Origin of the sequence: Akkermansia muciniphila, from assembly GCF_018709685.1 — a bacterium.
Classification (GTDB): Bacteria; Verrucomicrobiota; Verrucomicrobiia; order Verrucomicrobiales; family Akkermansiaceae; genus Akkermansia; species Akkermansia muciniphila_E.
Map to the genome: position 1 here is coordinate 304,535 of NZ_JABDHQ010000001.1, position 24,331 is coordinate 328,865.

General features: G+C 57.7%; 23 protein-coding genes. 12 read left to right on the plus strand and 11 right to left on the minus strand.

Features of this window, described 5'->3' with window-relative positions; translation table 11 throughout:
• Position 1: 1 nt before the first annotated feature.
• Positions 2 to 970, minus strand: a complete 969-nt coding sequence (locus HHJ06_RS01225; RefSeq protein WP_215426987.1) for a hypothetical protein — start codon at positions 968 to 970, stop codon at positions 2 to 4.
• 87 nt (positions 971 to 1,057) lie between these two features.
• Here HHJ06_RS01225 and hisI point away from each other — a divergent pair, with 87 nt between their 5' ends.
• From hisI to rsmI, 4 genes are all read left to right on the plus strand, one after another.
• On the plus strand, positions 1,058 to 1,549 hold the full coding sequence (gene hisI, locus HHJ06_RS01230) for a phosphoribosyl-AMP cyclohydrolase (protein WP_215426988.1): 492 nt from the start codon (positions 1,058 to 1,060) through the stop codon (positions 1,547 to 1,549).
• 69 nt (positions 1,550 to 1,618) lie between these two features.
• Positions 1,619 to 2,563, plus strand: coding sequence for an outer membrane protein assembly factor BamD (locus HHJ06_RS01235; RefSeq protein WP_215426989.1), 945 nt, complete (start codon positions 1,619 to 1,621; stop codon positions 2,561 to 2,563).
• Between the two features lie 18 nt (positions 2,564 to 2,581).
• Complete coding sequence (gene lptE, locus HHJ06_RS01240; protein WP_215426990.1) at positions 2,582 to 3,097, plus strand: LPS assembly lipoprotein LptE; 516 nt, start codon at positions 2,582 to 2,584, stop codon at positions 3,095 to 3,097.
• A 29-nt stretch (positions 3,098 to 3,126) separates the two neighbouring features.
• On the plus strand, positions 3,127 to 3,828 hold the full coding sequence (gene rsmI, locus HHJ06_RS01245) for a 16S rRNA (cytidine(1402)-2'-O)-methyltransferase (RefSeq protein ID WP_215426991.1): 702 nt from the start codon (positions 3,127 to 3,129) through the stop codon (positions 3,826 to 3,828).
• Positions 3,829 to 3,841: 13 nt separating this feature from the next.
• Here rsmI and HHJ06_RS01250 read toward each other — a convergent pair whose 3' ends face one another.
• The gene (locus tag HHJ06_RS01250) at positions 3,842 to 4,594 is read right to left on the minus strand and encodes an endonuclease/exonuclease/phosphatase family protein (RefSeq protein ID WP_215426992.1); all 753 of its coding nucleotides are present in this window, start codon (positions 4,592 to 4,594) and stop codon (positions 3,842 to 3,844) included.
• Between the two features lie 320 nt (positions 4,595 to 4,914).
• On the opposite strand from HHJ06_RS01250, the gene HHJ06_RS01255 reads away from it, so the two are divergent.
• Positions 4,915 to 5,178, plus strand: coding sequence for a hypothetical protein (locus tag HHJ06_RS01255; RefSeq protein WP_215426993.1), 264 nt, complete (start codon positions 4,915 to 4,917; stop codon positions 5,176 to 5,178).
• Between the two features lie 70 nt (positions 5,179 to 5,248).
• Here HHJ06_RS01255 and HHJ06_RS01260 read toward each other — a convergent pair whose 3' ends face one another.
• Together HHJ06_RS01260 and HHJ06_RS01265 are read right to left on the minus strand one after the other, a co-directional pair.
• Positions 5,249 to 6,286, minus strand: coding sequence for a UvrB/UvrC motif-containing protein (locus tag HHJ06_RS01260; RefSeq protein ID WP_215426994.1), 1,038 nt, complete (start codon positions 6,284 to 6,286; stop codon positions 5,249 to 5,251).
• Between the two features lie 438 nt (positions 6,287 to 6,724).
• The gene (locus tag HHJ06_RS01265; RefSeq protein ID WP_215426995.1) at positions 6,725 to 8,491 is read right to left on the minus strand and encodes a hypothetical protein; all 1,767 of its coding nucleotides are present in this window, start codon (positions 8,489 to 8,491) and stop codon (positions 6,725 to 6,727) included.
• A 581-nt stretch (positions 8,492 to 9,072) separates the two neighbouring features.
• Between HHJ06_RS01265 and HHJ06_RS01270 the strand changes: the two genes are divergently transcribed.
• Complete coding sequence (locus tag HHJ06_RS01270) at positions 9,073 to 10,119, plus strand: tyrosine-type recombinase/integrase (RefSeq protein WP_215426996.1); 1,047 nt, start codon at positions 9,073 to 9,075, stop codon at positions 10,117 to 10,119.
• 43 nt (positions 10,120 to 10,162) lie between these two features.
• On the opposite strand, the gene HHJ06_RS01275 is transcribed toward HHJ06_RS01270, so the two are convergent.
• Positions 10,163 to 11,503 carry a porin gene (locus tag HHJ06_RS01275; RefSeq protein ID WP_215426997.1) on the minus strand — a complete coding sequence of 447 codons (1,341 nt, stop codon included), beginning with the start codon at positions 11,501 to 11,503 and terminating at the stop codon, positions 10,163 to 10,165.
• Positions 11,504 to 11,646: 143 nt separating this feature from the next.
• Positions 11,647 to 12,342 (minus strand): ribonuclease III, encoded by a 696-nt coding sequence (rnc, locus tag HHJ06_RS01280; protein WP_215426998.1) that lies wholly within the window; start codon positions 12,340 to 12,342, stop codon positions 11,647 to 11,649.
• Between the two features lie 162 nt (positions 12,343 to 12,504).
• On the opposite strand from rnc, the gene HHJ06_RS01285 reads away from it, so the two are divergent.
• Positions 12,505 to 13,008 carry a flavin reductase family protein gene (locus HHJ06_RS01285; protein ID WP_215426999.1) on the plus strand — a complete coding sequence of 168 codons (504 nt, stop codon included), beginning with the start codon at positions 12,505 to 12,507 and terminating at the stop codon, positions 13,006 to 13,008.
• Between the two features lie 36 nt (positions 13,009 to 13,044).
• On the opposite strand, the gene recF is transcribed toward HHJ06_RS01285, so the two are convergent.
• From recF to cmk, 3 genes are read right to left on the minus strand one after another with little or no spacing between them, the layout of a single operon-like run.
• A complete protein-coding gene (gene recF, locus HHJ06_RS01290) occupies positions 13,045 to 14,100 on the minus strand; it encodes a DNA replication/repair protein RecF (RefSeq protein WP_215427000.1) in 1,056 nt (351 codons plus the stop codon).
• 17 nt (positions 14,101 to 14,117) lie between these two features.
• Complete coding sequence (locus tag HHJ06_RS01295) at positions 14,118 to 14,729, minus strand: lysophospholipid acyltransferase family protein (RefSeq protein WP_215427001.1); 612 nt, start codon at positions 14,727 to 14,729, stop codon at positions 14,118 to 14,120.
• A complete protein-coding gene (gene cmk, locus HHJ06_RS01300; protein WP_215427002.1) occupies positions 14,726 to 15,367 on the minus strand; it encodes a (d)CMP kinase in 642 nt (213 codons plus the stop codon). The genes HHJ06_RS01295 and cmk overlap by 4 nt, the downstream gene beginning before the upstream one ends.
• Positions 15,368 to 15,505: 138 nt before the next feature.
• On the opposite strand from cmk, the gene HHJ06_RS01305 reads away from it, so the two are divergent.
• Complete coding sequence (locus HHJ06_RS01305) at positions 15,506 to 17,347, plus strand: lysophospholipid acyltransferase family protein (RefSeq protein ID WP_215427003.1); 1,842 nt, start codon at positions 15,506 to 15,508, stop codon at positions 17,345 to 17,347.
• Positions 17,348 to 17,396: 49 nt separating this feature from the next.
• Here the strand turns inward: HHJ06_RS01305 and thiL are convergent, their stop codons facing one another.
• Positions 17,397 to 18,293: a thiamine-phosphate kinase gene (gene thiL / locus HHJ06_RS01310; protein WP_215427004.1), complete on the minus strand. Its 897-nt coding sequence runs from the start codon at positions 18,291 to 18,293 to the stop codon at positions 17,397 to 17,399.
• Entirely contained in the window at positions 18,283 to 19,146 is an 864-nt protein-coding gene (locus HHJ06_RS01315; RefSeq protein ID WP_215427005.1) for a CPBP family intramembrane glutamic endopeptidase, read from the minus strand. The genes thiL and HHJ06_RS01315 overlap by 11 nt, the downstream gene beginning before the upstream one ends.
• Before the next feature lie 201 nt (positions 19,147 to 19,347).
• Here HHJ06_RS01315 and HHJ06_RS01320 point away from each other — a divergent pair, with 201 nt between their 5' ends.
• From HHJ06_RS01320 to HHJ06_RS11820, 4 genes are all read left to right on the plus strand, one after another.
• A complete protein-coding gene (locus tag HHJ06_RS01320; protein ID WP_215427006.1) occupies positions 19,348 to 20,730 on the plus strand; it encodes an ROK family protein in 1,383 nt (460 codons plus the stop codon).
• A gap of 135 nt (positions 20,731 to 20,865) precedes the next feature.
• Positions 20,866 to 23,442, plus strand: a complete 2,577-nt coding sequence (locus HHJ06_RS01325; protein WP_215427007.1) for a serine/threonine-protein kinase — start codon at positions 20,866 to 20,868, stop codon at positions 23,440 to 23,442.
• Positions 23,443 to 23,665: 223 nt separating this feature from the next.
• The gene (locus HHJ06_RS01330) at positions 23,666 to 24,154 is read left to right on the plus strand and encodes a hypothetical protein (protein WP_215427008.1); all 489 of its coding nucleotides are present in this window, start codon (positions 23,666 to 23,668) and stop codon (positions 24,152 to 24,154) included.
• Positions 24,155 to 24,196: 42 nt separating this feature from the next.
• On the plus strand, positions 24,197 to 24,328 hold the full coding sequence (locus HHJ06_RS11820) for a hypothetical protein (RefSeq protein WP_286010576.1): 132 nt from the start codon (positions 24,197 to 24,199) through the stop codon (positions 24,326 to 24,328).
• Positions 24,329 to 24,331: the final 3 nt, after the last annotated feature.

The following is a 24,331-nucleotide window of genomic DNA, read 5'->3' on the forward strand; positions in this document are numbered from 1 at the left end:
TTCAGGAAGACCCGACGGCAGCCAGCAGGTGGACGTCCAGCGCCAGGGCTTCATGAATGTTGAAATTCAAATCGTCGCGAAGCCTGTTGAGGGCTTCCATGCGCTTCAGCAATTCGTTCACGGGCATCTGTGCGGCCAGCGTGCGCACCTCCGGATGAATCGGCGTGACCTCCGGGGCTCCGGAGGCGATCAGGGCCGCCTGGCCGAACCAGCTGATGAGCAGTTCCAGGGCCTGGTTGCGCTGTTCCAGGTACTCCGTCTCTATCTGGGCGGCATTCGCGTCCTTGTTGCGGGACTCCCAGTCGGAGGTGTCCGTGCCCTGGGCGGCTTCCTTAGCCTCATCCTTCAGGGCCTGGTTCAGGTTTTTGGTGATGGCGGCCTTGGCCTCCGTCATGACGTCCACGAACTTGCTGCGGAAGGCCAGCGCGGCCAGGTCATTGTCCAGGTTGCGGCAGGTCTCCAGCCAGTGGGGCAGCAGGGCCTCCTGGATGGGGGTGAGCCTGAATTCCGCGGATTGCAGCAGGTTGACGCGCACGCAGCGGGAAATGATGGTCTGGAGAAGCTGGTCCGGCTGGGAGGTGGCCAGAATCAGCAGGCACTGGCTGGGCGGCTCCTCCAGGGTTTTCAGGAAGGCGTTGGCGGCCTCGTCATTCATGCGCTCCGCATCCATGAACACGGCGATCTTCCATTTCCCCTCCGCCGCGCGCTGCTGGAGGAAAGGCTCCACCGCGCGGATGTCGTCCCGCAGGATGCGGCGCGACTTGGACTTGGGGCGCACCAGGCGGCAGTACTCGTCCCGCACGCCGTCCAGGTGGTCTGCCCGGATGCCGTTCATCAGCTCCAGCAGTTGAAGAATCAGGCGGGAGGCTCCCTGGTGTTCGTCTCCCACAATGAGCAGGGCGTGGGGAAGCCGGTTGCGGGAGAAGGCGGTGCGGAGCAGGTCGAACGCTTGGGATGCCGTGAATGCCATACGCTCCCTATGAAACCATTTCGTTGCGTCAGGGCAACAGAAAAGATTGGTATATGTCGGATATTTCATGTACTAAAGGGGCCGGTTATGGAACAAAATGACATCTCATCCCGGATTGTCTTTGCCGACCGCGGCAAGGTGAATGTGGAAAAAGGCGTGGAATTCGCCCCCAAATTTGACCAGAACGGCCTCATTCCGGCCCTCGCCATGGACTACGTTACCCATGAACCGCTGATGCTGGCCTACATGAATGCGGAATCTCTGCGCATGACCATGGAGCTGGGAGAAGCCGTTTACTACTCCCGCAGCCGCCAGGAAATCTGGCACAAGGGCGCGACCAGCGGCCACGTGCAGAAAGTAAAGCAAATCCTGATTGACTGTGACCAGGACGCCCTGATCGTGCTGGTGGACCAGTGCGGCGCCGGAGCCTGCCACACCGGGCACCACTCCTGCTTCTACCGTTCCGTGCCCTTTGGCGAGGAACTGAAGGCGCAGCCGCAGGGGGAACCCGTCACGCTGCGCGAAGCGGACGGAGGCGTTGTTTTTGACGCTGAGGCCGTATACGGCAAGGGCCATTAACTCTTTTTGCGCGTCAATCTGCGTTCACCGGGTTGACGCGCCCTCTTTTTCTGCTGTAAAGTCATGAATGTGAAAAAGCTGCTTGTCATGATGGCCGCCGTCTCCGGAACGCTGGTGCTGTGCCAGTGCTCTTCGGAAGCGCCCCCGCCCCCCGGAACCGTCCGCATGGTGGACCAGCAGGCGATTGCCCTGATGCAGGAAGCCAAGGCGAAGGAAGCGAAAAACGACCTGTCCGGCGCCATCAAGAAATACAAGCGCGTGGTGGAAAAGCACCCCCTTTCCAAGGAAGCGCCGCAGGCCCGGTTCAGAATGGCGGAACTCTATGAAGCCCGCAAGGAACCCGCGGATGCCTTTGACCAGTACCAGAAGCTCATTGACCGGCACCCGGACAGCCCGCTGTACAAGCAGGCCATGGAGCGGCAGAAGGAAATGGCCTTCGGCGCCGCGAGCGGCGCGCTGACCAACCGCGTGCTATGGATGTTTGACGTCAGGATGGACCCCAAGAACGTCACGGAATGGCTGAACCACGTGCGCGACAACGCCCCGTACGCACCCACCGCCCCGCAGGCCATGAATGTGCTGGGCAGCTACCTGGCCGCCCGCGGCCGGATGAAGGAGGCCATTGAAGCGTACCAGAACCTGGTGGACAACCACCCGCATTCTCCGCTGGCCCCCACGGCCCAGCTCCAGATAGCCACCCTTTACCGCCAGGCCGCCGCTGACGGGGACCGCAACCACGTCAATGTGGCCCGCGCCCAGGAAGCGTATGAAGACTATCTCCAGCGCTACCCCAACAGCTCCCGCGCCGGGGCCGCCCGTTCCGACCTGGCCGCCATGAAGCGTGAACTGGTATCCCAGCAGCTGGAAGTGGCGGAATACTACCTTACCAAGATGAAGGACACCAATGCGGCCATCTTCTGCTACCAGGAAGTGGCCTCCAAGGGCAACATCAATCCCGCCGCCGCCGCTACGGCGAAGGCGCGCCTGAAAAAACTGGGCGTCACCAGCAAATAACAGGAACCCTCCCTCCGCATGAACCGCCTCCGGCACCTGTTTAAACTTCTTCTGCCCGCGCTGTGCCTGCTGGCCGGCTCCTGCGGCTACCAGCTGGGGGGCACCAAGCCGCCCAAGCTGGAATTTGCGAAAACCGTCCAGGTCTGCCTCTTTGCCAACAACTCCCTGGAACCCCGCGCCGCCACGCTGGTGACCGGCGCTCTGGCGGATGAACTCCAGCGGGACGGCACCTACAAGCTGAGCTCCCGCTCCGGGGCGGACATCCGGGTGGAGGGGGAAGTGTACTCCATCACCTTTGACCAGTTGCGTTCCAGCCGGGAAGACACCTATAAAAGTACGGAACTGGGCCTGCGCCTGGCCGTCAAATACCGTGTGGTGGACGGCAGGACGAACGAGGTTCTGTATGCCAGCTCTGCCGAGGAAGTGGGCCAGTTCTTTGATCTGGGCAACATCCAGACGGCCCGGACCAACGCCCTCTCCTATGCGGCGCGGCTGGTAGCCACCTCCATAGCGGAAACCCTTACCAACGGATAGGCCTTTACTGTTCCGGAGAATCCTTGCTTATGGCGGAAGTGGAATACAGCGTTTACTTTGTCCCGGTACCGATCGGCAACCGGGCGGACATCACCCTGCGGGCGCTGGACGTGCTGCGCAAGGTAGACGTCATAGCGTGTGAAGACACCCGCCATTCCGGCCTGCTGCTCTCCCATTATGAAATCCGGAAGCCGCTGATGAGCATGCATGACCACAACGAGCAGTCCCGCGCCGGGGAAATTGCCGCCCGTGCCGCCGGAGGGGAAAGCTTCGCCGTGATCAGTGATGCGGGAATGCCGGGCGTGAGTGATCCGGGGTACCGCCTCATCCAGACGCTCAAGGAAAAGGAAGTCAGCTTCACCGTGCTGCCCGGACCGTCCGCCGTGGTGACGGCGCTGGTGGGTTCCGGACTGCCTACGGACGCCTTCTTCTTTGGCGGCTTTCTTCCTGTCAAATCCGGCAGGAAAGGGGCCATGCTCCAGGCGGCGGTGGAAGCCAGCCACACGAGCATCTTTTATGAATCCCCCCACCGCATCGTCAAAACCGTGCAGGCGCTGGCGGCGCTGGATCCGGACGTACCCGTCTGCGTAGCCAGGGAACTCACTAAAACCTTTGAAACCTACCACCGCGGCCCCGCTGCACGCCTGGCGGCGGAATTTGCGGAACGCGCCCCCAAAGGGGAAATCGTGCTGCTGGTGGGCGGCGTGAACGCGCCAAGAACCGCCCATTGACGGGCCGAAGGCATTAATAGCGGACCACTACTTTAACCGGGCGGTGGTCGGAAGTGGCAGGTTCTTCAATCACCCTGCGTTCCGCCACCTTGAACGCCTCCGCCTTTCTCCCCCTGTACATCCAGATGTAATCAATACATTCCGCCGGATGGTCGGCAGGGAACGTCTTTTGGGAAGAATCGCTCAGCAGGATGAAGTGCTTCTTCATCCTGGCCACCGGTTCCGAGTCCGGCGTCAAATTGAAATCTCCCGCAATGAAAAAGGGCTTCCTGCATTCCGCGGCCAGGGCGGCAATTATGTCAATGGAGGCGTTGCTGTCCTCCTGTGTCAGGGACAAATGCGTGACGCAAAAACAATAATCCTTGAACTCGGCCATCAGCAGCACGCGCGCCTCCTCCCTGCCGGGCAAAGGAATTCGCCGGACGCTCAAAGGCTTCTCCCGGGACAAAAGGCCCACTCCATAGGAACCGCCCGAATAATCAATGGCCTTGGCGTACGTCCCCGTCAACTTTGTCCTTACGGCCAATTCCTGCAAAGTGTCCTTGCCGCCGCTCCTTTTTGTCTTGCTGTCCAGTTCCTGAAGGGCCGCGACGTCCGGTTTCGCCGCCATGATTACCCGCGCCGTGCGGTCATCATCCCGCCTGCCGTCCATGCCGGTGCCGTTCTTCACATTGTAGGTCATGAATACGGCTTCCCCGGCCCACAGGGAAAAAGGGGCCAGAAAAACCGCGGCGGCTATGCATGGACAGAAAATGAACGGGTTCATCACTTCTCCGCTGTAAAAATGAAATTCCGGGGCTGTTATTCCGAATGGCCCGGATTACAGGTAATACGTATCCCTTTTCCCCGCTTCTTGCAGAATATCTTTCCGGTGAATCCCGCGGATGGGGAAATAAGCGCATCTTCGGCCCCAGGGAAATTCCTTATCCGTTTCCGGATGTTCGCCTCTCATGCTCTTCCTGTCCCGCGCCGGGGGAAAATGACGCAAGTCTTATCAACTTGACGCCTGGAAGTGTGTCATGATAGTATCCTATCATCATGCTGGAGGATAGGAGATCACGTTCCTCGCGCAAGACACCGGATTTGGTGACTGATGAGCTTATTGTCATTCTTCATGAGGCGGGCATGCTGGAATTCAACGATATCTTCCAGCGTACCGTTATCGTGATGAAGGAGAAGCACATGTCCCTGGGCGGCGAGGAAATCCTGAGGCTGCGCATTTATGAAAAGCTCCAGTCCCTGGTGAGCGCCGGAGGCCTGGTAAAAAAAGGCCGTGAATACACCGCCCAGCCCAAGCTGATGACCTTAAGATCATCAGCAAGCGATGGCAAGTTTGGATTACCCCGATAAAAGGGAAATATTGGTTTGCGTTTCTTCTGGAACTGCGTCCTGAAGGAGAGAGGGCGTTTTTGTGAAAAAATCAGGGCTTCAAGGTCCCTTCCTGGAATGGTCCGCGGCAGTCGTAAGGAATAATGAGAAGCAGGTTGTTAACCCGGGCCACTATTTTCTGTTGTTTGATTTCCTGGATATTGAACAAGTGAACACTACCGTTCAAGGAACGTATATACTCGAAAGTTATGTTTTCCTTATCCACTAGGAATTTTTTCGGATCCTTGATTCGGATAGTGCCTGAAGGGAAATCCCATGTTCCGATAATGTCCTGGAGCTGTTGTTTCTCCTTGTTATTTCCCTTTTGCAATCCTTGGGCGCGTTTGCGTGCCCAGATAGCCGCTTCCAGATGGCCGGAAACACCCCATTCCTTACTTTTTTTTTGCAGGGCTTGCACGTATTGCCGGGCCAGTTTTTCCTTTCCGGCTTCCATATCGGCATGAATTTTTTCAGAAAGAAGGTCGAATTTCGGGAAAGATGAGGTGTTGGCGGGGTGATCCGCTTCTTTCTCGCTTCCTCCCTTCCGCTTCAAAAGGGAAACCAGTTTGGTAGCATGGTTTACCTGGAAAATACGATCGTCGCGGTCCGTTCTGAGCCAGTAGAACCATACCGTCCGGGTTTCATTAAGCCTGATGATGTCGGAGGATGAAAAATCCTTGTCCACTCCGCCCTTATCCAGCCATGCGGTATTGCCGGACTTTTGCTGAGCCTGCTTTCCATTGAAGCGGCTTAAATAAACGTAGCCGCCGGCAACTTCTTCCCATTGCCCGATGAAGTGTGAGTAATCATCTTCTTTCTCTTCCTGAATGCCGAGAAGGATCTTTTGCTCAAGAATATCTTTGATATGCTTGGCCTGTTCAAAATCCTCGTTTCTGACACATTCATTCATAAGCCTGGTCAGCTCCGGCTTGTATTTGGTAAAAGCTGCATCGTTTATTTTCCTTTCTTGTTCCCGAAAGGTTAATTCCAGCATTTTTACTTCCGGGGGAATTTGCGCTGATGCCGGTAAGGAAAGAAAAACGAATGCGGTAGCTCGAATAATATTGATGGATGCCTTTGTGATATTCATATGCATCTAATATGGTAGTAGTTGATAATTTTCGTCCGGTTAAAAGCCGTTCATCTTGATAGTGTCCAGCAGTTCTTTCAGGGTGCGGCAATACCACTCGGTGGCATCGCAGTTCAGGCGCCCCATGTTAAACTCAAATCATTGGCTGTTTTGTTCTTTTTAATCCTCCTACGTCAGGCATGCGGCATATGCCCCCCTCCAGGGAATCCAGGAAGCTTGCCCAGCCGCTTTGTGCCGTCTTTAGTTTTTGCGCTATGGCAGGAACATTGGAATACTGTTCTATGAGGGACGAATACGCTTTATTGAGCCGTTCCCGCATTTCAGAGAAGAAGTTTAGAGAACTCATTTGGGGGATTACGGCAGGACGATCATAATACTAAGAAGTTTTTCTTTGTTCCCAATAAACCAAGAATTCTTCCCTGATTTTATTGGCTTGTCTTACTTGTTGCCCAGATAATTTCTGAAAAAGCTGCAAATATTGTTAAGCATGAACAGGAACGGAGAGAGTACGAGTACAAAACAGGCAATAATTGCGCCAAGCAGACATCCCGTACCATCATCTCTTTCTTTATACAGATTTCCGTAAGAGTCGCGGTAAACACGGCCATATTCGTTGGCTGCTATGGAGGCGGCCACGGCCAGAGAACCTAACCCAGTCAATTTCAGAATGAATACAAAGATTTTCTGATAAACCGGTTCCGGATTAGCCAACTTGTATGCAGGGCATAACGTGGACAAGTAGTAAATAATCGCAAAGCCGAACCATGTAATCGCCCCTAAGATAGAGTTACCGACGGTGTACATCATGAAGCCTATAAAGCAGAAGACGACGACTGCGCCAATCAGCGTCCAAATGCTGCCGCTGCGGTAACGGTGCTGGGCTTCATTCAGATTAGCACCGAGTTCATTAATCAGCTCAATCTGTTCGGCAGTTTTGTGCGGCAGAGCAATCAGTCTGGCAAGAAGCTCATAGCCCTTATTTACTTCCGTGCGTTTGGTGTAGAAGGCAATCGATTCCCCGTCAACATCTCTGCACACCAGAGTGTTCAAGAAGTTGCCCGTTTCTTCGAAAAGCTTGTCGGCATTCTCCATGTTCGGCGCTACATTGCCGATGCTACTATTGCTTTCCGATGAGGTTAAAGGAACAAAACGACGCTTTGATTCCTGATACAGAACCCAAATCATATAGGGTAACGATAACCAAACAAGGACGACAATAGTCAAAGCGAGGTATGTCCAGAAGCCGGGTTGACTGTCTTCATAGGCTCTTTGCTTATCCTCCGCTTTTTGGCGAGCTTGAATATTTTGAGGTTCTTCCCACTTGAGGTCAAACTTCACGTTGCCGCCGGCAGGCTTGGAGTAAAGGAAGAAACGATCAAACAGCACGGAACGAGTCAGGTAAATATCTCCGTTTCTGGCATAATCCACGCCAAAACCGTGAAAGATGATATTGCTGTCGTTCGTGTGCATGAAAGGCCCGATTCCGACGGTTTTTTCTAGTTCGCCGACATGACCGCCTTGCGCGTTTTTAATACCCAGGACCAACTTGCCGTAGGAAGATGGCGGATTAACCACAAAGCCTTTATAAGCCTCAGGGATGGTAAAAATCGTCACCTCGCAACGAACGGACTGCCCATCCTTCAGATTGGCAAAAGCGGTTTCCTGCGTGCGAATCAAAATAACCTTGCATCCACGCCCGGTCAGCAACGGTTCGACGGCATCGGCAATACCCAGCGTCATGCCGTTGGACTTTTCCTCTAAATTATCTTTTTTTTCTCTGACCTTGGCGCTCACCGTTGAGGTTTTAGAATCGGTAGCTATCTTGCCAAAAAATTTAACGGCTTCAGGATAAACTACTCTATTATAGTAATTAACCGATTCTTCGTTAATGCATATGTGAATGCGCGTCGCCCCATACCAGTATTGGGCTTTTTTAGCATCAGCGGCGGAGAGCTGCTCAAAGGGAATCTCCGCAGGCGGCGTGAACGAACCCGGCGTAAAGTGGCGGTATTCCGAAATGAGATGCCATTTCTTCAGGTTTTCGATATGGGCGTTTTGGGAGCTTGAAGAACTTAATTTAATCAACACCGGATCACGACCTTCAACCTGAGCATCCGCAGTTTGGGGCATCACCCCCAAAGCCATGACGGCCATGCCTAAATACAATAATGAGCGTTTTACGGTCGATTGTAATCGGATAAACATATTTTTGCGAATTGTTTGATTTAGTTTTTTATTTATATCCTCTGTTTTTTATCTGAGAAATTTGATGAATATCAATAGTCGGGATATTTTGAAAATCTTGCGGCGAAATTATTCTACTGAATTTTTACTTTAATCTTCTTTCGCTTCAGTTGTTTGATTTGTCTCCATCCGGTCATTGGATAAGAGAGCACGATGATGTGTTTAATATTCCAATCTCATCACCTGATGGATGATAATCAATGCTACAAGACTATTCTATATAGTTTCATTATTTCATATAACTCCGATTAATTATTTTGACAGGTCTTCTTTTGATGGGAGGTTTCATGCGGCGTCATGCAACCGCGGATGCCCAAAAGAGAAGGCCTGTGTTGACAGATAGCGAATTCGGAATCCGTATAGAAATTCCTGCGTCCTCTTTGTCATTAAACGGTTTGAAAAAGAATTACCGGGATAGCGGTGCGGTGAAGGGTAATAGGATGGAATCACTGAACCTTTTGATTAATAAAGTACTATTTTTACTTGACTGCGGATTCCGAACCCGCGGCAAAATAGATGGAATGAAAGAGGAAATATCAGCAATGGACCATGCGGCTCTGGCCATTTTAAGAAAAACAGGGCTGGATGTGGTAGAAGCCGCCCAGCTGGCGCATGAATTGCTACAGGCCAGCAGGGGGCGCGGCGGCCGCCGGAAGAGAGCGAGGGAATGCATCCGGCTGGGAGAGGAGGCTTTAATTGCCAGAAGAAAAACCGTGGCGTTCAGGAGAGCCGTGGATGAGGCCATGGAGGCCCGGCATGACCGGAGGAAAAGAACCAGGGATGATTTCCGTTATATCAGCCGGCGTCTGTTAAGGTGCTGTCCGGAAATGGCCCGGAGGCCTGTACGCTTCATCACGCCCCAGGAATGCCGTGGCTGGCTGGAAAAATCATTTGGAACCCTCAGGCAGAGGCATAAGGCCCGGTTGGTGCTTAGCGGTGTTTTCGGAACAGCTGTGAAACGCGGCTGGTGCCGGGAAAACCCGGTGGCGTATGTAGACCTTCCAAGGCTGAAGGAGAACCCTATTCCCGTGCTGTCTCTGGAAGAAATGCACCGGTTGCTAACGGCGGCGGAGGAGTATGCCAACGGGGCGTGCCTGGCCGCGATTGGGCTTATGCTGTATGCCGGTATTCGTCCGGAGGAGGTGAGGCGCCTGGATTGGGCACAGATTAATTTACGGGAGGGCATGGTTTCCTTGAAGGCGAGGCACAGCAAAACGGGAGGAGCTCGCATCGTGACGATCCGGCCGGTTTTGAGAAACCTGCTGGAGCGAGCTGCGGCTATGGGATTCGGGACAGGAAGCGTGTGCCCGCATAACTGGCCGGCGAAGTGGAGGGCGTTGAGACGTCTGGCCGGGTGGGACGGGAAGGAGAAGAAATGGACTGCGGATATTTTAAGGCATACGTTCGCCAGTTATTTTGCCAGGCATTTCAAGAATCTGCATGTATTGCAGATGGAAATGGGGCATGCTTCTTCCGATTTGTTAAGGACCAGGTATTTGAATATGGAAGGCATTACGGAAGTGACGGCCGCCGTCTTCTGGGGGAACTGCCACGTGGGTTTTTCCTCCGTCAAAAATGGCCGCCCCTGAATAGAGGCGGCCATATATTGACGGGATGATGCTGTTCGGCAGATTAGAAATTGGTGCGGAACGCGATGTTATAGCTCCAGCCGGTGAAGCCTTTCTGCTTGCTGGCGTCCGTGCCGTTGGAATGGGCGTATTCGATGCCCGCCATGATCTTGGCCATGTTCGGATTGCATTCGAAAATGTAATAGTTGACGCCCAGGTACAGGGCCTGCATGCAGTCGGACGTGCCGGAATAGGTGGAGTTCTGCGTGTAGCGTTTTTCCCACTTCACGGCGTTGCTGCCCGCTGCCATCTGGTAGCGGAGGACGCCTTCCCAGTGGGGCGTGAATTGGTAGGACGGCATGATGGTCACGCCGAACACGTTTTCAGCCCCGGCCTTCATGCCGATGACGTTGAACCCGGCCATCACTTCCGTCATCAGGGAAAAATCCCCCTGGGAGCCTTCCCAGGTCAGGGCCACCACGTCCTTGGCTCCGGTGCCCTGGTACTTGGACTTGAAGCTGTAGTCATGCAGCTTGTCGTACGCCTTGTTCCGGGCGTCGTCTCCCCATTTGGTGAAGTTATGTGCGTAATCCAGCCACAGGCGGCTCTTCTTCAGGAAAACGTCGTTGGACGTGTCATAGCTCAGCGTGCCGGTGACAAAGCAGTTGTCCTGGGAATTGAAGGCGGGCTCAATGCGGTTGTTGAACGTTCCGGTGCCCGTGCCTCCGTTGCCGTTCATCCAGATGCCCGCGGCCCAGCCCAGCGTATCCTTCTTGTCGGAATTGTTCACCTGGAACCCGTAGTTGGTCTCCGGGCGGAGCTGGTTGACCAGCATGGAGCGTTCAATGGTCAGGATGGCGGAGGAGGAGGTGCGGTATTCTCCGGTGATGCGCGGCTTCATTTTGCCGATAGCGTAGGTGACAGGGCCGCCCTTGTATTCCAGATTCAGTTCATACAGGGAATAAGTCAGGTCGGAGGTGTCCCAGGTGTTGGTCTTTGCGTTATAGCTTTCCAGACCGTCCATGCCGCCGATGTTCCAGACGTTGTTGAATTTGAAGTTCTTCAGGAACTTCATGTTGAATCCGGCGCGGAAACGGCGCCACTCGTCGTTAAAGCGGCGTCCGTTGCCTTCCTTTTCACCCATCACGCGTCCTTCGCCGTTCGGGTCAATCCAGTCCATGCCGTACTGCATGCGCAGGGAAACGTTGAACTCCTGGATGTAGGGATTCTTGTGATCCCGTTCCGCATTGAACCACTTGAACCGGTCGCCGAGCCATTTGCAGGCGGAAAAACTGTCGCGGGCCGGCAGGACGCCTCCGGTGGATGCCGTGGAAGGCGTGGCGGCGGCAAAGGCGGCGGCTCCGAGAGTCATGATGCCGATGACGGGGAGAGTATAGGTCTTCATTTGTTTTCTATGGTTGGTATGTGTCTGTGAGAAGATCTTCCGGGGAAGGTTCTTCCTCACGGAGACGGCTTCTGTCTATCAAACCAGCCACAGGGCTGTCCAAGGCTTAAGGGTGACAAAATAGCCACCCGGACCGTTAAAAGTTACAGGGTAATGCGGAGCCATTCCTTGGCGGAAAGGGCAACCGCGGCGGCTTCCACTTCCGCCTTCCGCTTGCTGGCTCCATGGCCATGGCCGATCACGTGCCCGTGCCAGAGTACGCGTGATTCAAAGCGGTCCTCCGCTTCCCGCTGTCCCCGTTCCTCCGTTTCATAGGAGGGCGTCTCCGGCAGGATGGCCTGGAGGATGGCCTGGAGTTCCCCTTTGGGGTTGATCTCCTTGGGGTGGCTGGCCGCGGAGTCCAGCGCCTCATGCAGAACGCGCAGGGCCACGGCCTTGGCCGTTTCATAATCGGAATCCAGGGACATGGCCCCGAAGACGGATTCAAACGTGTTGGCAATGATGGAATTCTTTCCCCGGCCTCCGGCTCTTTCTTCCCCCTTTCCCAGGGAAATGTACTTGTCCAGCCCCAGGATGTAGCCGTATTTGCCCAGGTTGGCGCGGCTGACGGTGCGTGCGCGCAGCTGGGTCAGCTCCCCTTCCGGAGACTTGGGCATCTGGTGGTAAAGGTACTGGGTGACGGCCAGCTGTAAAATGGCGTCTCCCAGGAATTCAAGGCGTTCATACGTCCGGCGCGTTTCCGGCTTGCTGTCCGTGCTGGGGTGGGTCAGGGCCTGCACGAGCAGGTCCGGGTTCTTGAAGCGGTAACCCAGCTTGTCTTCCAGCGCGGTATAGTTCATCCCGGAAATGCTAGGGCCGCCAATTCGGAAATGCAACTCCAAAGGAAGGGTGTTTCCGGAAGGGCGGGGGGCGCCTTTTCCGCGTCATCCCAGCCGCGGCGCGGCTTTGACATATGGGCGCGGAGGTGTAGGATGATAGGCGAACGAACGTTAGAAACCACGATGAAAAAGATTGATCCAAAGGAGATTCGGGATAATGCCATGCAGTTGATCGGGCACGACTGGATGCTGGTGACGGCTGGAACGCCGGAGCATTTCAATATGATGACGGCCAGCTGGGGAGGCCTGGGCTTCATGTGGAAAAAGCCCGTGGCGTTCGTGGTCATCCGGCCCCAGCGCCATACCTTCCGCTTCATTGAAGCCGGGGAGGAGTTCACGCTTTCCTTCTTCAGTCATGAGTACCATAAGGCCCTGACCGTTTGCGGCACCACCAGTGGGCGGGATACGGACAAGGTGGCCGCCTCCAGGCTGACTCCGCATGTAACGGAGAACGGCAACGTGAGCTTTGCGGAAGCGCGCCTGGTGCTGGAATGCCGCAAGCTGTACGCGGAGGCTCTGAATCCGGAAGCTTTTCTGGACAAGACCATTGTGCCGGAATGGTATGCGGCCGGGGATTTCCACAAGATGTACATTGTGGAGATACTGAACGTATGGGTGAAGGAATAGGGAGCCCGGGCGGTTCCTTTTTCAGCCAGGCCGTGTTCAGACCGGCTTGAGGGTGGAGTCCTCCAGCCGGAAGGCCGGCAGCGGGCACGGGGCGTCATGCAGCCAGTCCAGATGGGTGGTGGTGATGAGGCTCTGGGCGTCCGCCGGGAGTGATTGGAGAAAGGCCACGCGCCGCGTGGGGTCCAGCTCTCCGAAGACGTCGTCAATCAGGTGAATGGGCGTGTGGCCCGTTTCCTCCGTAAGCAGGGAGGACTGCGCCAGCTTCATGGAGATGGCGATGGTGCGCTGCTGCCCTTCCGAGGCGAATTGGGCGGCGCTTCTGCCGTTCAGCGTGATGTCCAGGTCGTCCCGGTGCGGGCCGTTCTGGGTCTGTCCGTACCGGATGTCCCGGTCCACCCCGGCGCACAGCCGTTCGTACAGGTCCCCTTCCTCGGCGGCGCGGTAGGTGACGGCGGCCTGTTCCTCCCTTCCTCCGATGTTGCGGTAGGCCAGGGCGATATGGGGAGCCAGAAGCGCCAGCAGGCTGGCGCGCAGGTTCCTCAGTTCCGTGCCGTACAGGGCAAGCTGCTGGGTGTACGCGTCCAGTTGGAGCCTGTCCTTATGCCTGTGTTTAAGCAGGTAGTTGCGCGTTTTCAGAGCTTTCCGGTAGCTGAACAGGGCCAGCCTGTAGCCAGGGTGCCACTGGCTGCCCAGAAAGTCCATGTATTTTCTGCGGGCGTCCGCTCCGGCCTGGACCAGGGAAAGATCGTCATTGCCCAGCCAGACCACGGGGTAGCTGTCCGCCAGGTAGCTGCGCTGGTCCTTGCGCGGTTCGCCGTTCACACGGAGGTCCGGAGCTTCAGGGGCCCACAGGATGCGCCTGATCTGCCCCGACAGTTCCCCGCGAATGCCGAAGGATTGTTTGCCGTGGGCCGCCAGAGGACCGGGCCGGGCGGTGCGGGGGGATTGCAGGCGGAGCAGGAAGCAGACGGCCTCCAGCAGGCTGGTTTTCCCCTGCGCGTTGTTTCCCAGGATGATGGCCCCCTGCTGCGGAATCTGCCAGGAGAAGCTCCCGTAGCAGCGGAAGTCCATTAATTTCAGCCTGGAAATCATGGGGCCGGGAAAGGGGATTATTCCGCAGGAAGGGCGCGGATGGCGTCCATGATCCTGTCCGTCAGATGCTGGTACGCCTCTTTTCCTTTGGCGTTGAGTTCCGCCGGAGTGAAGGGGATGGGGTCCCCCACCGTGACCGTGACGGGATGGATTCTGGGGAAGTGGGAGCCGATGGGAAAGGCTTCATACGCCCCGCTGATGCGCAGGGGCTGCACGGGTACTTTCGTCTTGCTCAGGATGAGGCCGATGCCTCCCATGCCGTCATGTATTTCACCGTCCGGCGTGCGGGAGCCTTCCGGGAAGACGAGCACGCGCTTGCCGGATTTCAGCAGGCGTATCACGTGCTTGAGGCTGGCGGCGTCCGGGTTTTCCTGGTCGATGGGGATGGCCTGGCAAAGCGGAAGAGCCCACTTGAAGATGCCCTGGAACAGGGTCTTGCGGGCGAAGAAATAGATGCCCTCCTCATAGGAGATGCCCAGCATGGGAGGGTCCAGAAAGCTCTGGTGATTGCTGACAATGAGCACGGGGCCGTCTTCAATCAGCTTTTCCCGGTTGACGACCTTCCAGGAGAAGAAGGCTTTGGAGATGCTTTTGAAAAGCGTGTAGAAAACCCAGTAGAAGGAGTTCATCTGGCGGCGAGTTTTTGTTGAATGTTATCCGTAATGAAGTGGACGACCTGGTCAATCGTCATGTCTGATGTATCCACCAGCAGGGCGTCCGGCGCCTGCGCCAGCGGGGCCGTGGCGCGGGAGGAGTCCTTGCGGTCACGTTCCGCGATGGAGTCCGTCAGGCCTTCTGCGGCGCGGCGGGCGGCCCTCACTTCCTCGGAGGCGGTGACGAAGTACTTGAACGGCGTATCCGGAAAGACCACGGTGCCTATGTCCCTGCCTTCCATGACCACGGGTTCCCGGCGGTTGTATTCCCGCTGCCGTTCCACCAGCAGGGAGCGCACTTCCGGAATGGCCGCAATGGTGGAGACGTGGTCGTTGACCTGCTGCCGCGTGAGTTCTTCACCCAGCACATGTTCCCCGCACAGTACCACGGAGCGGCTGCCGTCCTTGCCGAAGGAGAGGGGGACGGAGGGCAGGGCGGCCAGCACGGCGACCGTATCCGCCGGGTTAATGCCCTGTTCCAGCATGTACCAGGTGACGGCCCGGTACATGGCTCCGGTGTTGATGAACGTGTAGCCGAGGCGGTCCGCAATGAGCTTGGCGACGGTGGATTTTCCGGATGCGGCGGGGCCGTCAATGGCGATGGCTGGGTGCATGAGTGTCTTCTATGTTGGAAATGGGGGCTAAAGCCGCTTGGATTGTAACTTTGCGCCCTGTGGAAATCAAGACCGCGTTCCGGACGGCAGTGCAAAAAGAGTTTCACTTTTTCCTGTAAATTCGTTATACAGCGGGGCATGGCCCAGCTCAAACACCCGAAGATGGTGGACATCCGAGATATTTTGGACGAAAACACGCGTCTGCCTTCGCTGGTGGCGGCGTCTGCTGAAAAGCTGCTGGGCCTGGAACGCCTGAACAAGGCGTACGACAAGATTGTGCGCGACAAGGAGTCCGGCTCCCCGGAGAATTTCTTCCAGCTTGCCTCCAGGCACTTGAACCTGAAATTGCAGCTCCGTCCTGGGGACCTGGAAAATATCCCCAAGAAGGGCCCGGTGGTCGTGGTCGCCAACCATCCCCACGGCCTGTCGGACGGCATCATGTTCGGGGAGCTGCTCACGCGCGTGCGGGAGGATGTCCGCATCCTGGCCAACGAGCAGCTTTCCCTGTGCCAGGAGCTGGAGCCCTGGCTCATCAAGGTGGACGTTTACGAGGATGAAAACGCCAAGCGCAAGAACCTTTCCGGCATGCGCCAGATGATCTCCTGGCTGCGGAAGGGCGGCGTGCTGGGCATTTTCCCCGCCGGCACGGCCTCCAGCTTTTCGCTGGCCCACAAGAGGGTGACGGACGATCCCTGGAACACGAACATCGCCGCCATTATCCGCATGACGAAGGCGACGGTGGTGCCCGTGTATTTCCCGGGGCGCAACAGCCTGCTGTTCCAGGGCGTTTCCCTGATCAACCGCAAGGCGCGCGTGGCCTTCCTTCCCCGTGAGGTGGGGCGTGACGGCCGCCGTACGCACCGCATTGTGGTGGGCAAGCCCATTCCGTTCAGCCAGCTTGGGCAGTATGATTCTGATGAAGCCATGGTCTCCCATCTGCGCCTGCGCACCTACCTGCTGGGCAAGAGTTATGAAAAAAGCCGCCGTCCCCATGTGCACAAGAAGGACCGGAAGGCGAAGATGGCCACGCTGATTTCCCCCGTTTCCGTGCAGGACATGCAGGCGGAGATTGACGCGCTGCCCCCGGAATGCCTGCATGCCCGCCAGGAGAACGGAGACTGGGACGTGTACGTGGCGGACGCCCTGCAAATCCCCAATATCCTGATTGAAATAGGGCGTCTGCGGGAATACACCTTCCGCCAGGTGGGGGAGGGTTCCGGCAAGGCGTGCGACCTGGACACGTATGACAATCATTACAAGCACCTGTTTCTGTGGGACCGCACCCACCGGAAGATTGTGGGCGCCTACCGCATGGGGGAGACGGACAAGATCATTGCCCGCTACGGCGTGAAAGGGCTGTATAACGGGGAATACTTCTCCTTTTCCCCCGCCGCCCTGAAGGTGCTGGACCGCTCCCTGGAAATGGGGCGCGCCTTCATCGTGCCGGAATACCAGAAAAGGCCGCTGGCCCTCGGCTTCATCTGGGAGGGCATCGGCCAGTTCATGGCCCGCAACCATCATTACCGCTACCTGTTCGGCACGGTAAGCATTTCCCGTGATTACACCAACCTTTCCCGCGCCCTCATCGTTTCCTACCTGAAGGCGCATGAAATGGAACCCGTGCTGGTGCATGAGGTGAAGGCCTACAATCCGCCCCGCAAGGCGGACCTGAAGAGGTCGGAATCCTGCATCCTCCCCATCGGCCTGACGGATGCGCAGGGGCTTTCCCAGCTGGTGGCGGACATTGAAGAGGACGGCAAGGGAATTCCCGTGCTGCTGCGCCAGTACCTGAAGCTGAACGGAAAAATCCTGTCCTTCAGCGTGGACAAGCACTTCGGCGACGTGCTGGACTGCCTGATCCTGGTGGATATTTTCAAAACGCCGGAGCGTTCCATCAAGCGTTACCTGGGCCGGGACACGTATGAACAGCTCCTGCCCTACATGCAGCAGGAGAAGGAGGAAGAAAAGGCGGCGGAATAGTTCCGCAGGCGTCTTGCATTGGCTTCCCCACGGTTTTTCCTTAATGCCGTTAGTGGAAATGCCTGTAGCCCGCCGGAAGTGCGGAGCAGGGTTCCGCGGTCATTTCCCCGATGACGGTGAAGGGCGTTTCAGGAAAATGCTCCGCTGCCAGCCGGACGGCCCGCTCGCGGTCGCCGGGGCGCAACGTCACCAGCAGCTCATAATCCTCCCCGTCACCTATGGCCTGGGCCGCCGTAAATCCCGGGCGCACGGGCAGGAGTTCTTCATGAATGCGGAAGCCCAGTCCGGAAGCCTTCGCCAGCCGGGGGAGGTCGGTTCCCAGCCCGTCGGAAAGGTCCATCATGGCGGTGGCCACGCCGGAGGCGGCCAGAATGGCGCCCTCCCTGACCCGCGGCATGAAGGAAAGATGGTGCCCCGTGGGGAAACTGCCGCCTAGCACGCCCGTCACGGCAATCAGGTCGCCCGGCTGTGCCGTGCTGCGCAGGACGGCCTTTCCTTCCGGAACCTCCCCGGTCAGCGCCACGCTGATGATCAGGCCGTCTGTGGGCAGGCCGGAGCTTTCCCCTCCGGCAATGCTGATGCCGAACTGTTTCGCCATCCGTCCCATTCCCCGGTAAATCCCTTCTACCTGGGAGACGGGGCGGTCCGCATGCACAAACAGGGTTACCAGGGCGTGAAGGGGCGTGCCGCCCATGGCTCCAACGTCTGAGACGGCCCGTGCCAGGGCTTTTCTGCCGATCAGTTCGGGATCCGTGCCGGGCAGGAAGTGCATGCCCTCCACCACGCAATCCGTTTTCAGGAGCAGCTGGCGTTCGCCGGAACTCCGCGTCACGGCGCAATCGTCCCCCGGTCCCGTCACCAGGGCGGAGTTGGAAGGCATCAGGGGCAGAAGCCGGGCCACCAGCGCGTCCTCCCCCGTCTGCCGGATGGTGGGATCAGGTGCCATAGGGCAGGAGGACGCCGGGGTAAAGAATGTTGATCAGGGTGGCGGTATTGAAAATGCAGTGCGCGATGATGGGCGTCCAGAGGGTGCCCGTGTATTCATACAGCAGCACCAGCATGGCGCCGAAGATAGCCAGGGGGATGAACGGCACCAGGCTGACGTGGATGATGCCGAAGAGCAGGGACGTGGTGACCAGGGCGAACCAGGCGCCTGTGTACTTCTTCATGATCGGATACAGGTAGCCGCGGAAGATAAGCTCTTCCACCAGCGGGGCCGCGATGGCCGCGCTGAAGCAGATGACCGTAATCAGGGGAATGTCGCTGGAATTCCTCAGCACGGAGACGATGGATTGTTCCGCCGGAGCGTGCGTAACCTGTTCAATCCACAGGAACAGGCCTGCCCGGTCCAGCAGGAAGTGGATGACCAGCACCAGCAGGTAGCCCGCCACGGGGGCGTAAACCAGGGCTTTCAGGGAATGTTTTTTCAGCCCCAGAGCCTCCATTCTGCCCGTGTGGAACATGCGCACCAGCAGGACGAAGGCCAGGATGAGGTTCAGGCATGTGCCGTTGAAAATCTTGTACCCGTCCAGCTCCATGTTTGTGGTGGTGGGCGGTGCGGACGCGCCGGGAGGCGTGGCCGCCGCCATCAGCGCCCCCATGCTGAAATACAGGACGATGATGCCGCACATGGCGATGTCCAGCATGTCCAGATGGTCCACGGGGACGCGCCATTTCAGGGGGCGCCGGATATTCGGCTCCTGGGCCTGGCGGAACACTCCCACGGCCAGAGTGATGAACATGACGGCGATCAGGGCGGAGGAAAACAGGGTAATAAGCTGGTCCGTTAATTCATTCATGGAACATGTGTGCGTGGAGTGGGCCGGTCCTCCGGAGAGCCACGCCGGAAAAAAGGGCTCCTGCTTCTTTAGTGAAAACACGGCAATTTTCCAGCAGAAAGTGAGCTATCCGCCTGCACGGGCCAAAAAAAATCACAGGGAAAGGGAATGAATACTTTTCAACGAAAAGCGGGTATGCTACGTTTCCAACGGATTATTGCCATGAACATTCAACCCAAAATCACGCCTGTGCTGGACCCCGGCTTCGTGCCGGCCATCCTTTGGAATCAAGCTTTTGAAGCCAAAGCTGCCGCCGATCCTGCTTCTCATCAAGTGGACATCGCGCTGACCCGCAATGACGGAACCTGCTTCCGCTGGTCCGGCAAGCTGCTTCCCCACACCGGGGAAAACGTTGCCCTGAATGAGAAATATGTGGAACGCATCGTGAAATTCCTGCTGTGGCAGAAGGGCGGCAATATCATCCTCGTCGCCGGGGATGACGCCATTGCGGACATGCTGGCCTCCCGCTACTGCAAGGGCGGCGCCCGCGAATTTGACTGGGATTTCATCGGCAAGAAAATTTACGGCTCCCCGATTGAAGTGAAGAAGGTGGCCGTGGAAGACCTCCCTGCGGAATACTCCGGCTCCATGACCCTGGGCCGCAACCTGGACGGCTACCGCATCGGCTTTGACCTGGGCGGTTCCGACCGCAAGTGCGCCGCCGTGGTCAACGGCGAGGTGGTCTACTCTGAAGAAGTGGTCTGGGACCCCTACTTCCAGAAAGACCCTCAGTACCACATTGAAGGCATCCAGGACTCCCTGGAACGTGCCGCCGCCCATCTTCCCCGCGTGGACGCCATTGGCGGTTCCTCCGCCGGCGTGATCATCAACAGCGAAGTGCGCACCTCCTCCCTCTTCCGCGGCGTCAGCCAGGAAGACATTGAAAAGACCCTCGGCAAGGTGTTCCGCACCCTCCAGAAGGAAAAATGGAACAACATCCCCTTTGAAGTGGTGAATGACGGTGAAGTCACCGCCCTCGCCGGAGCCATGGGCATGAATGACAACGCCGTTCTGGGCGTGGCCATGGGCACCTCCGAGGCCGCCGGCTACGTGGACCCGGAAGGCCACATCAAGCCCTGGCTGAATGAACTGGCCTTCGCCCCCGTGGATTACTCTGAAGAAGGCGGCGTGGACGAATGGTCCAAGGACATGGGCGTAGGCGCCCTTTACTTCTCCCAGCAGGCCGTGGCCCGTCTGGCTCCCCGTGCGGGCTTCCAGTTTGACGGCATGCCCTTCCCGGAACAGCTCAAGAAGGTTCAGGCCGCCATGGCGGAAGGCGACGAACGCGCCCGCAAGATCTATGAAACCATCGGCGTGCACTTTGGCTATGCCATCGCCCACTACGCCCGGTTCTATGACCTCCGCAACCTGCTCTTCCTGGGCCGTGTGGCTTCCGGAGACGGCGGCCAGATCATCATTGACAAGGCGGAAGAAGTGCTGCGCACGGAGTTCCCCGAGCTGAAAATCCAGCTTCGCGTGCCGGATGAAAAGACCAAGCGCCACGGCCAGGCCGTAGCGGCTGCCTCCCTGCCGGCCCTGGCCTGACAGGAGAACTGAAAATTTGCGGGAGGGGCTCTGTACGGGGTCCCTCCCTGCTCTTGTTCGGAGGGGAGCTTTTTCCGGATAGGCGGAAACAACTCCGCGCCGCCGATTTTCCCCTTCCTTTTTCCTCCCGCATTCATGAACCCCCAGCAAGACAACATCATTGAGTGTCCGGAATGCGGGCAGGCCATGGACGTCTCCCAGCTCCCGCCGTATGCCAATGCCATCTGCCCGGGCTGCCAGGCGCTGACGCGCGTGAAAACGCGCATGGGGCCCTACCGGATTACCGGAAAGCTGGGGAAGGGCGGCATGAGCGTGGTGTACCGTGCGCAGGACTCCGTGCTGGGGCGCGAGGTGGCCCTGAAGGTGCTGAATGATACCTATGCCGGGGATGCCCTGCGCAGTGAGCGCTTTGAGCGGGAGGCCCAGATCATGGCGCGGGTCTCTCATGAAAACCTGGTGCAGATTTATGCCGTGGGGCATGACCAGGGGCTTTTTTACATTGCCATGGAACTGGTGGAGGGCAGCGGCCTAGACTCCCTGATTACCGCGGAGGAACGCGTGCCGGAGGACAAGGTGCTGCGCCTGACGCTGGACATGGTGCGCGGGCTGGATGCCGCCTGGAATGCGGGCCTCATGCACCGGGACATTAAGCCGGCCAACGTCCTCCAGTCTCCGGACGGAGTTGCCAAAATCGTGGACTTCGGCCTGTCCCTCCTTCACAGTGAGTCCGACGTGGAACGTGAAATATGGGTTACCCCGTATTACGCCGCCCCGGAAACGCTGCTGCGGGGTGAGGAAGACTTCCGGACGGACATGTACGCGCTGGGAGCCACCATGTACCATATGCTGGTGGGCGCTCCTCCGCGCGTGGATGCCTCTCAGTCTTCCGATGTTCTTCTGGAGACCAAAAAAAACCTTCCCCGCCTGGACCAGGTGGTCAATGACATCTCCCCGATGACCTGCTTCATCGTGGACAAGCTGATGTCCTTTAATAAGGAGGACCGGTTCTCCTCCTATCCGGAATTGATGGATGCCGTGGAGCAGGCCCTGGGGGAATATGACAGGGCCATGCAGGAATCCGGCCTCACCTGGGCAGAGCGGCGTGCGGCGGAGAACCGCCGCGCCCGGCGCAGGAAATGCCGTATCATCGCCGTCTCCTCCGTTGCCGCCGTCGTGGCGCTGGGCCTCGGCATCTGGGGGTGGGCCGCATGGCAGCAGGGGCGGACCGCATCCCGCGCCTCATCCCCTCCGGCGCTTCCCCCCACCGCCGGGAAAGGAACGGCTCCGGAGGACTGGGCAGGGGCGGAATCCCGGCTGGAACGCAGCATCCGCTTCGGCAACCTGTTCAATGAAGCCCAGGAATCCCTCAACCGGGGAGATATAGTGAAAGCCGCCGCCATGTTCGGTGACCTGGCGGACCAGCCGGACTGTCCCCTTTCCACCTCCCTCTGGGCCGGATTGAACCAGGTTCTGTGCCTGTGGGCGCGCGGCCAGTTCCCGGAAGGGGTGGAACGGCTGGAGGAACTGTCCAGAAAAGTGGAGGCCTGCAAGGACCCGGCGGAGCTGGAACGCGCACGGGACGTGGGCAACCTGGTCATGTACCTGGGCTCCGGGGACTGGTCTTCCAGAATGCCGGGGCTGCGGTCCAGCTCTGACCTGGCCGTGCATTACTACGCGGGCATGGCATTGAAATCCTGGTACTTGGCCGGTAAATGGCCGGAATACGGCTCCTTTCTGGACCGGGTGGCTGCTGAGGCCGCGGATGACCGGGAGAAAAATATCCGTGAACTGGCTTCCGCATGGCTCAGCAACCTGAAGCCGTATACCGCGCAGTACGACCGCCTGAAACGCCTCCAGGACATGCCGGAAAAGACGGTGGCGGAGGTGGAGGCCAAACAGGCCGCCGCGGACTTTCTGCGGGAACAGATGATGAATGGGGAAGTAGCCTCCATGCCTCCGGCCTATGCCGCGCTGGAGGGGATCCTGGACCATCTGAGAATGCAGTACCAGACGGCGCGGGATTGGGAGGCGGCGGAAGCCGTGAGAATGGCCAAACTGAAAGAGGAGGAGGAAAGGAAAAAAGCGCAGGAGGAGGAAAAGAGGAGGGAAGCCCTGCTGGCCGCGCAGTCCAGAAGCTATGAGGACGTCTGCCGGGAAGCGGCTGGCATCATGAAGAAAACGGGTGATTATGAAAAGGTCTCCGCCGCCTATCTTGCGGCGGAGGGCGTGGTGTCTTCTCCGGCGGTGAAGGCCAGGCTGGCTGCGCGCCGGGAAATGACGGACCAGATGCGGCCTCTGTTTACCCGCATGGAGAAAATCTTGCCCGGCCTGCTGGAAAAGAAGCCCGGGAAAAACCTTGTGCTGAAAGACGGCTCCAAAGTGCGGCTGACAGGGATCAAGGGCCACCTGCTGACCGTGGAACCGCAGGACAGCCGGGAAGGTAGTGACGCGTACCAGGTGAGCTGGAATGAACTTCCGTTCAATTCCCTGTACGCCCTGGCACGGGAATGCCGCCAGAAGCAGCCTGCGGAATTTGCTTCCCTGGCGGATACGTATTCCAAGCCGCTTCTTATCTTCGGCAGCCTGACGGAAACCATTTCCCCCACCCAGCAGGAAAACGCCCTGCTCCAGATGGACCGCTCCTTCATTGAAAAATGGAATCTGTGGATGAGCAGCCTGGATGAGGAGGAAGAACCCCCGGATGAGGAGTAAATAATTGTATTGAAAAAACTTGCCGTCCGGCGGGGGGAGTGGTACAGGGAAAATGAGTGCCATGCTGGTTATGAAAAAATCTCTTATTCTTGCCGCGCTTTTCCTGCCGCTTTTCCCTTTAGGCCCGTCCGCTGATGCTGCCGTTCCCGCCAGTCCCTACTATTCCGGTGTTTTGCCCGGAGGCTGGAGCGTTTCTTTCTTTGGCCCCCAACTGGGGGATTCCATGGATAAGGTCGTCTTTCTCCGGGAGGGGCGGGAGGCGGCCTCTTTCAAGCTGCCTTCCGGGAATTCCCTCAACAAGATCATTGTGGATGAACCTTCCGGACGGGTCGTGATCGGCATTCAGACGGACAACGCCACTTTTGTCCTGAAGATGTGTGACCTGAAAACCGGCAAGGCCGCGGACATTGACATGTCCATCCTCCTGTGCAGGCTGGCTGAAGACTTTCCGGAGGCCGCCCCGGACGATTACGTGGGGCATTCCGTGGTGCAGTGCGGCGCCCTGAAGCTGGAAGATGGAAAAGTCATGGGGACGGCTGTGAAATCCGGAACCGTGGGCGATCTCCGCTATGACCTGACTGTTCCTTTCTCCATTAACATCGCGCAGCCCTGGCCGGAAGCCGGGAGGAAAGCCGTGATGACCCTGGAGGAATCATCCATGGAAAGGACTCCGGACCCCGATCCTGTGGGGAAAACGCCGCGCATGCAGTAAAATTTGCTTGCCTAGGGTACTCTGTGCGGCTCTCATAGCCGCATGAGACTGATCAGCTTTCTGACGCTGGCATGTACTGCCTGCTTCCTCTCTTCATGCGGTTGTGATTGTCACAAGCATGCGGACTTCGCGCTGAAGGACTACACGCCCACCTCCAGCAAGCAATTCCGTTAACCG

Excerpts from the sequence above, each read along its gene's own strand:
- HHJ06_RS01325 (WP_215427007.1), top strand. The coding sequence starts at position 20,866 with ATGAACCCCCAGCAAGACAACATCATTGAGTGTCCGGAATGCGGGCAG.
- HHJ06_RS01225 (WP_215426987.1), bottom strand. The coding sequence starts at position 970 with ATGGCATTCACGGCATCCCAAGCGTTCGACCTGCTCCGCACCGCCTTC.
- HHJ06_RS11820 (WP_286010576.1), top strand. The coding sequence starts at position 24,197 with ATGAGACTGATCAGCTTTCTGACGCTGGCATGTACTGCCTGCTTCCTC.
- HHJ06_RS01275 (WP_215426997.1), bottom strand. The coding sequence starts at position 11,503 with ATGAAGACCTATACTCTCCCCGTCATCGGCATCATGACTCTCGGAGCC.
- HHJ06_RS01260 (WP_215426994.1), bottom strand. The coding sequence starts at position 6,286 with ATGAATATCACAAAGGCATCCATCAATATTATTCGAGCTACCGCATTC.
- HHJ06_RS01330 (WP_215427008.1), top strand. The coding sequence starts at position 23,666 with ATGGATAAGGTCGTCTTTCTCCGGGAGGGGCGGGAGGCGGCCTCTTTC.
- HHJ06_RS01250 (WP_215426992.1), bottom strand. The coding sequence starts at position 4,594 with ATGAACCCGTTCATTTTCTGTCCATGCATAGCCGCCGCGGTTTTTCTG.
- HHJ06_RS01295 (WP_215427001.1), bottom strand. The coding sequence starts at position 14,729 with ATGAACTCCTTCTACTGGGTTTTCTACACGCTTTTCAAAAGCATCTCC.
- HHJ06_RS01315 (WP_215427005.1), bottom strand. The coding sequence starts at position 19,146 with ATGAATGAATTAACGGACCAGCTTATTACCCTGTTTTCCTCCGCCCTG.
- thiL (WP_215427004.1), bottom strand. The coding sequence starts at position 18,293 with ATGGCACCTGATCCCACCATCCGGCAGACGGGGGAGGACGCGCTGGTG.
- HHJ06_RS01320 (WP_215427006.1), top strand. The coding sequence starts at position 19,348 with ATGAACATTCAACCCAAAATCACGCCTGTGCTGGACCCCGGCTTCGTG.
- cmk (WP_215427002.1), bottom strand. The coding sequence starts at position 15,367 with ATGCACCCAGCCATCGCCATTGACGGCCCCGCCGCATCCGGAAAATCC.
- rnc (WP_215426998.1), bottom strand. The coding sequence starts at position 12,342 with ATGAACTATACCGCGCTGGAAGACAAGCTGGGTTACCGCTTCAAGAAC.
- HHJ06_RS01270 (WP_215426996.1), top strand. The coding sequence starts at position 9,073 with ATGGACCATGCGGCTCTGGCCATTTTAAGAAAAACAGGGCTGGATGTG.
- HHJ06_RS01305 (WP_215427003.1), top strand. The coding sequence starts at position 15,506 with ATGGCCCAGCTCAAACACCCGAAGATGGTGGACATCCGAGATATTTTG.
- recF (WP_215427000.1), bottom strand. The coding sequence starts at position 14,100 with ATGATTTCCAGGCTGAAATTAATGGACTTCCGCTGCTACGGGAGCTTC.
- hisI (WP_215426988.1), top strand. The coding sequence starts at position 1,058 with ATGGAACAAAATGACATCTCATCCCGGATTGTCTTTGCCGACCGCGGC.
- HHJ06_RS01265 (WP_215426995.1), bottom strand. The coding sequence starts at position 8,491 with ATGTTTATCCGATTACAATCGACCGTAAAACGCTCATTATTGTATTTA.
- rsmI (WP_215426991.1), top strand. The coding sequence starts at position 3,127 with ATGGCGGAAGTGGAATACAGCGTTTACTTTGTCCCGGTACCGATCGGC.
- lptE (WP_215426990.1), top strand. The coding sequence starts at position 2,582 with ATGAACCGCCTCCGGCACCTGTTTAAACTTCTTCTGCCCGCGCTGTGC.
- HHJ06_RS01285 (WP_215426999.1), top strand. The coding sequence starts at position 12,505 with ATGAAAAAGATTGATCCAAAGGAGATTCGGGATAATGCCATGCAGTTG.